8 protein-coding genes are annotated in these 6,486 nt (G+C 34.0%); all 8 read left to right on the forward strand.

Annotation, left to right across the window (positions count from 1 at the left end; translation table 11 throughout):
• Positions 1-418 precede the first annotated feature (418 nt).
• Positions 419-2,209, forward strand: coding sequence for a DUF4329 domain-containing protein (locus SOP96_RS07510; protein WP_326320368.1), 1,791 nt, complete (start codon positions 419-421; stop codon positions 2,207-2,209).
• Complete coding sequence (locus SOP96_RS07515; RefSeq protein WP_326320369.1) at positions 2,209-2,511, forward strand: NTF2 fold immunity protein; 303 nt, start codon at positions 2,209-2,211, stop codon at positions 2,509-2,511. Before SOP96_RS07510 ends, SOP96_RS07515 begins: the two co-directional genes overlap by 1 nt.
• A gap of 127 nt (positions 2,512-2,638) precedes the next feature.
• Positions 2,639-2,830, forward strand: a complete 192-nt coding sequence (locus SOP96_RS07520; protein WP_326320370.1) for a hypothetical protein — start codon at positions 2,639-2,641, stop codon at positions 2,828-2,830.
• 84 nt (positions 2,831-2,914) lie between these two features.
• Positions 2,915-3,862, forward strand: coding sequence for an RHS repeat-associated core domain-containing protein (locus SOP96_RS07525; protein WP_326320375.1), 948 nt, complete (start codon positions 2,915-2,917; stop codon positions 3,860-3,862).
• Between the two features lie 2 nt (positions 3,863-3,864).
• Positions 3,865-4,275, forward strand: a complete 411-nt coding sequence (locus SOP96_RS07530) for a hypothetical protein (protein ID WP_326320371.1) — start codon at positions 3,865-3,867, stop codon at positions 4,273-4,275.
• 353 nt (positions 4,276-4,628) lie between these two features.
• Positions 4,629-5,558 carry an RHS repeat-associated core domain-containing protein gene (locus tag SOP96_RS07535; protein ID WP_326320372.1) on the forward strand — a complete coding sequence of 310 codons (930 nt, stop codon included), beginning with the start codon at positions 4,629-4,631 and terminating at the stop codon, positions 5,556-5,558.
• Complete coding sequence (locus SOP96_RS07540; protein WP_326320373.1) at positions 5,551-5,967, forward strand: hypothetical protein; 417 nt, start codon at positions 5,551-5,553, stop codon at positions 5,965-5,967. Before SOP96_RS07535 ends, SOP96_RS07540 begins: the two co-directional genes overlap by 8 nt.
• A 196-nt stretch (positions 5,968-6,163) precedes the next feature.
• The coding region (locus SOP96_RS07545) for a hypothetical protein (RefSeq protein WP_326320374.1) at positions 6,164-6,486 on the forward strand (323 nt) is incomplete at its 3' end.

A 6,486-nucleotide genomic window follows, 5' to 3' on the forward strand; every position in this document is an offset into this window, starting at 1 on the left:
TATAATTTAAAAAAAATTAATTAAAAATGATAATGTTTTTAAAKAAGGTTTCACAGTCTTAAATATTAAAACTAATGAAATTATAAATAAATCATTAGATTATAGTTTGGATCAAGTTCATGACTTTCAATTATATAAAAAATGGGGGAAGAAAAGTGATAAAATAAATTTATAACCCGCTCTCGCGGATTTTTAATCCGTGAGCAACAATAAAGAACCCACCGTAAAGCGGTGGGTTTTTGTTTTATAGAGCGGCTACATTTTTATTAAAGAAGTCTTTAAATTTTTTTGTAGTGAGCATTTCATCTCACAAAACACCTACAACGAACTTTCCCAGCTTCAAACCAAAAAAGTAGGCGGAACTGCTTTAGGAAGAGGACTTCAAACCGTAGACTATCAATACAACATCCGGGGATGGATGACCGGGATTAACCCGGAGGCAACCTCATACATGGAAAGCAAGCTTTTCGGGTACGATATCCGTTATGAGAATCCTACCGATGCCGGTCTTTCACCCAAGAGATACAATGGGAATATCTCGGAAGTGAATTGGAAAGTATCCTCCAACCAGATCCTGAAAAGATATGCCTATCAGTATGATGGTTTGAACCGCCTTACGCAAGGGATTTTCTTAAATCCGGATTTCTCAATACCACAAAACGATTGGAATAATGAAGAGGTAACCTATGATAAAAATGGCAATATTGAAAACCTTAGCAGAAATGCCAAAAGCTTTTACAGTGACAATGCGGAAAAAATAGATGACCTGGAATACGTTTATTCGGGCAACCGCCTGGTAAAGATAGTAGATCACAGCTTCAATCCTACAGGATATGAAGGAGGCAGTAATGCCATAGGATATGACGAAAACGGGAATATGATCAGTATGCCGGATAAGCAGATTAATCAGATCGGGTACAACTACCTGAATCTCCCCAATTCACTGAATATTGAGAACAATAAGAAAAAACTGTTTCATTTGTATCGAGCAGACGGCTCTAAGCTTAAAAAGATATTAAATTATCTAAAGGATGATGGCAATACCTTTACCACCATTACAGAATACTTAGACGGTTTTCAGTATCTTACGACAATGGGTACAGCACCCAATGAATTTGATCCTATGGAATTTGCCTACGAGCAGGAAGCATTTATAGAGAAAATATTGCAGGAAGAACCCATTGCTGCCCTTCAGTTTTTCCCTACTGCGGAAGGATTTTACGATTATGAAAATAATGAGTATATTTACCAGTACAAAGATCATTTAGGAAACGTAAGGGTAAGCTATAAAAAAGGCGAAGGAGACTATGCTGAAATTACCGACCAGAATGATTATTATCCTTTCGGGATGAATATCCCAAGGGAAGAGAAGGCGATTTTTGGGGTAAATAGCCTGTACAACTATAAGTATCAGGGACAGGAGCTGCAGGAGACAGGTTTCTATAGTTTTAAATGGAGAAATTATATGCCGGATGTGGGAAGATTTTTTAATATAGATCCACTTACAGAAGAGTACCCAACGTGGTCTCCTTACGTTTTTAGTGGAAATCGAGTTATTGATTCCCGTGAAATAGAAGGATTAGAGCCACATGTATTATTTGGAACACAAGATAAAGCCGCAAGAAATTTTGGGAAACAATACAATGGAAAATCAATTCTTAATAAACGAGAATATTCAGCATTCATTTACTCTATAGATGTAGATAATAAAACGTATTATGCTTATAATACTCCCGCTAAAGGGAATCAACACGGTATTCCAAAAAACAAACTTAACAAGTATACCCCTAAAGGTGGGAAAATTGTCGCTTACATTCATACCCATGGGAACGATGATCCCGAATACGACGATGAAAATTTTTCAGGAGAGGTAGGTAAACAAGGCGGTGATATTGGGTATGCTGAAGAACAAAAATTAGGTGCTTATTTAGTTACTCCTGGAGGAGTGTTAGAATATTTCGATGTAAATACAGGCAAAGCTTATACTTTAAATTATGATATGCCTAGTGATCCAAAATCAAAAAATCGACAAAATACAATCGATCCAGAAATGTCACCTTTACCATCAGAAGGCGATGGACCAAGACCAACTCCAAAACGTTACCCTAATCCTACTGAACCAAAATTTGATAATATTTTAAAATCAATAAAAGATAAAAAAAGAATGGAAATAATATTAGTAGACCAACCTCAAAAATACCATAGATAATGAAAAACATTCTATATTTCATCTGCGTAATTTTAGTATCATGTTCTAAAAATAGATTCCTAAAACCTAGTGAGATTACAGGTTCTGATGAAAATATTGCTTTAATTCTTGCAGAAAACAAATGGAACGAAGTTTATGGGAAATCTACAATAAAGAAAGAAAAACCATTTAGAGTACAAAAGAAAAATGATAGCATATACATCATTAAAGGCTCTTATCCAAAAGACGAAATCACTGGTGTAGCTTACGCAGAAGTAAATGTAAAGACAAGAAAAGTGATTAAATATACACACGGAGAATAATAACTTAATCTCGCAAATTGTAATCTATGAACACTAATCAAGACCCACCGCAATTGTAGTGGGTTTAATAAATTTTGAAAATAATAAGTATATTTATAACTATGTTGACCATTTAGGAAATGTACGTTTGAGCTACTTCCACAATGGCAGCGGAATAGAAGTTCTTGAAGAAAACAACTACTATCCTTTCGGTTTGAAGCATGAAGGGTATAATGTATTGACGGGAAATCCTGCGTATCAGTATAAGTATCAGTCACAGGAATTGCAGGAAACAGGCTTCTACTCCTCGCTTGCGCGAGCGTCCCGCTCGTGCCAGTAGAATAATGAGTATATTTACCAGTACAAAGATCATTTAGGAAACGTAAGGGTAAGCTATAAAAAAGGCGAAGGAGACTATGCTGAAATTACCGACCAGAATGATTATTATCCTTTCGGGATGAATATCCCAAGAGAGGAGAAGGCAGTATTTGGGGTAAATAGCTTATACAACTATAAGTACAACGGTAAGGAATTACAGGAAACGGGAATGTATGATTATGGGGCGAGGTTTTATATGCCGGATATTGGAAGATGGGGAGTAATGGATAAGATGTCTGAAAAATACAATTCTATGTCTCCTTATAGCTATGCTATTAATAATCCAATAAATGTTATTGACCCAGACGGTAATGATATTTATATATTGACTTGGTTCTCAAAAAATGATGAAACAGGACACGCTGGAATCGCTGTTGATAACTATAAAACAGTGACAAAAAAAGATGCCAATGGAAATGTAATGAAAGATTCAAAGGGAAAACCTATTACAGAACAGGTCAAGGATGGCACAATGACATATTATGATTTATGGCCAGAAAAGCCAGTTGGAAAGACACAATTACAAGACAATGTAAAAGAGGATTATAACGGTAAGATTATAAATAGCTTAAGTGATTTAATGAATACTGATGTAAGTAAAAGTGGAGAAAAAGGAAAAGTAAGCGAAAATGGAGAAGGTCGAGCAGCTGATGGAATTGTTAAAATCACCACAGATTATAATCAAGATTCAAGGGCAAAAAGCACGCTTAGCAATATGATTAACTCTGGCAAGGACTATAATGCTTGTAGTAATAATTGCTCTACTTTTGTACAGAATGGTGTTAAATCAATTTTCCCAAGTTTTGATTCAAGTCAATTAGTTAAACCTTCTTTTCCATTAAACCAGATGTATAACGACGCTAGAGTTGTTGCGCCAAATAATCTTTATAATGGGGCCTTAAAAATTAAGGGTGCATCAAGTATAAAAGGCTCTCCAAATGGGGTGAAAGCTAAGCCTTATTTGGAATATTTCGGAAAATCAAATAGACCTTAACTATGAAAATACTATTATACACATTTTTCTTTTTCGCTTTTACAAATGAATATAAAAGCCAAGAAAAGCCTTTAATTACTGTTATAAAGTTAATTTCAGCAGAAGAACAGGCGGACTTTGATATTGCTCTAAATTATATTGATATAAATAAAGTTTATCAAGATATTCCAAAAAATAAACGGAAAAGTACCTGGGAAGAATTTGTTGCTTTTAATCGAAACATAGGTAAGGATAAAAAATTTACCAATTCTTTCAAATATTATGATTATGATGTTAAGGAAAGCATTAATAAAAATTCATCCAATGTGGAATTTGTATCTAAAATTCCTTCTTCTAAAATAAAAAGTATTGTTTATCATTTAGAGCTTGAAAATAATCGTTGGATAGTTACCGACATAAAGTATATAAAATAATGTAAAAAAGCCACCGCAATGCGGTAGCTTTTATTTACATAATTGATTGCAATTTAGTTTGTTTAAGAAAAGTGGCTCCATCCAACGATTAATGTAACTTAATATGCAATAGTAATAGCACATTTGTTGTTGGAAACCATTTATGTATTGGGAGTTTTAGAAACTTTTAAAAATCTAAAAGGGTTATTCGAAATTTCGAATAGCCTTTTGGATAAGGTATTTTCCAAAGAGTATGAAAAATGAGGGTGTTTCTCAATATAAAGATCATTTAGGGAAACGTAAGGGTAAGCTATAAAAAAGGCGAAGGAGGCTATGCTGAAATTACCGACCAGAATGATTACTATCCATTTGGGATGAATATCCCAAGGGAAGAGAAGGCGATTTTTGGAACAAATAGTTTGTACAACTACAAGTACAACGGAAAGGAGCTTCAGGAGACGGGAATGTATGATTATGGTGCGAGATTCTATATGCCGGATATCGGAAGATGGGGTGTGGTGGATCCGTTGGCGGAGAAGATGACCCGTCATAGCCCTTATAACTATGCATTTAATAATCCGATTCGATTTATTGATCCTGACGGAATGGCTCCAGTAGATGATCATTTTAATAAAAATGGAAGATTTATGTACAGAGATAATAAAAAAACGAATAATATTATAGTGCATACTGATCAAGGAAATGCTAAACTATCCCAATTGAATTATAATAAAAAAGGAACGCTCAGAGCTGTAAGTAATATAATTGCTCACTATGCTGGACAAAAAGGATTCTCAGGATATTATGGAGTAAGTAACAAAATTAAAGGTGAAGATACTGGGGCTATTACATCTAGAGCAACAGGAACTGTATATTTTAATATCAAACAATTACAAAAAGGAAGTTATAACGATTTGTATAATTTAAGAAATACTTTAGATCACGAAGCTGGAGCAAATGGGCATAAAAGCGAAAATTTAAATGGAAAATATACATTTCTTGATCATGCAAAAGTTTATTTAGGACAAGCTAAAACATCAGATTACGGAAATTCTACTGAAGGAAATCAGAATTCTGTTGCTTTTGGTTTTGCACAAAGATTATGGAATGCTTATAAAAAAGATGAAATTTCATGGCAAGGTATGGATCCTTATATAAATGATTTTAATAAAAATAATAAAGAGGGAGTTAATATATCTACCATTGGAGGATATGAAGGAGAGCCAATGCAAATAGTTATACAAAATGGAACACAACAGTCTAAACCGCAATCAGTCGAATTAATGAAAAACCCAAATGAATAAGATTATAATATATATATTTTTTGCAATTATATTTACAAGTTGTTCGAGTCCGAGTGATAAAATAAAAAATGTCATTTTATATAATGACTCCATAGGCTATTGGAATTATGAATGGCCTAGAGATAGGGCAGAATTTTATGGTTTTACTTTAAGACTTTCTAAAAATGGTAAACTTTTGAAATACTCTTATTCTAAAGTTCAAAATAAAAGATGGTTATTTTATGATGATGGTATTGATGAAAGATTAGAGTGGGGTGTTGATGATGACTCTATATTTACATTGATGAATTATAACTCGCAAATTAAAGTTGTAAAATACAATAAAGATACGATTTGGCTTTATGATAAGAAAGATAAAGAAAAGTCTATGCTAGTTAAAGTTAAAGGAAAATTGAATATAGAGAAATAACCGCTCTCGCGGATTTGTAATCCGTGAGCAATAATAAAGAACCCACCGCAATTGCGGTGGGTTTTGTGTTTTATAATGCCGCTACATTTTTATTAAAGAAGTCTTTAAACTTTTTGGTAGTAAGCATTTCATCTCACAAAACACCTACAACGAGCTTTCGCAGCTTCAAACCAAAAAAGTAGGTGGAACAAGCGCAATGGTTCCTTTACAAACAGTAGATTATACCTATAACATCCGGGGATGGATGATCGGGATTAACGATCCGAATAATCTGGGAGGTGATCTTTTCGGATATAAAATCAAGTATAATCAAGTGGAAGGACTGCAAACACCCGATACATCAGACACCTCTTTACAGGTTCTTCCCAAATACAACGGAAATATTGCCGAAGTAGACTGGAAAACAGGAGTAAGCGCCAACGAGTCCCTGAAAAGATACGGATATGTATATGATGGTCTTAACCGTTTATCGGCAGGATTTTATCAGAACGAAACCAATCCATCTCTGAGGGAATATTA

This window comes from Chryseobacterium salviniae (assembly GCF_035819015.1).
Taxonomy (GTDB): Bacteria; Bacteroidota; Bacteroidia; order Flavobacteriales; family Weeksellaceae; genus Chryseobacterium; species Chryseobacterium salviniae.

Bases quoted from the DNA above. Each gene is read 5' to 3' on its own strand.
- SOP96_RS07540 (WP_326320373.1), top strand. From the start codon at position 5,551: ATGAATAAGATTATAATATATATATTTTTTGCAATTATATTTACAAGT.
- SOP96_RS07515 (WP_326320369.1), top strand. From the start codon at position 2,209: ATGAAAAACATTCTATATTTCATCTGCGTAATTTTAGTATCATGTTCT.
- SOP96_RS07535 (WP_326320372.1), top strand. From the start codon at position 4,629: ATGAATATCCCAAGGGAAGAGAAGGCGATTTTTGGAACAAATAGTTTG.
- SOP96_RS07530 (WP_326320371.1), top strand. From the start codon at position 3,865: ATGAAAATACTATTATACACATTTTTCTTTTTCGCTTTTACAAATGAA.
- SOP96_RS07510 (WP_326320368.1), top strand. From the start codon at position 419: ATGACCGGGATTAACCCGGAGGCAACCTCATACATGGAAAGCAAGCTT.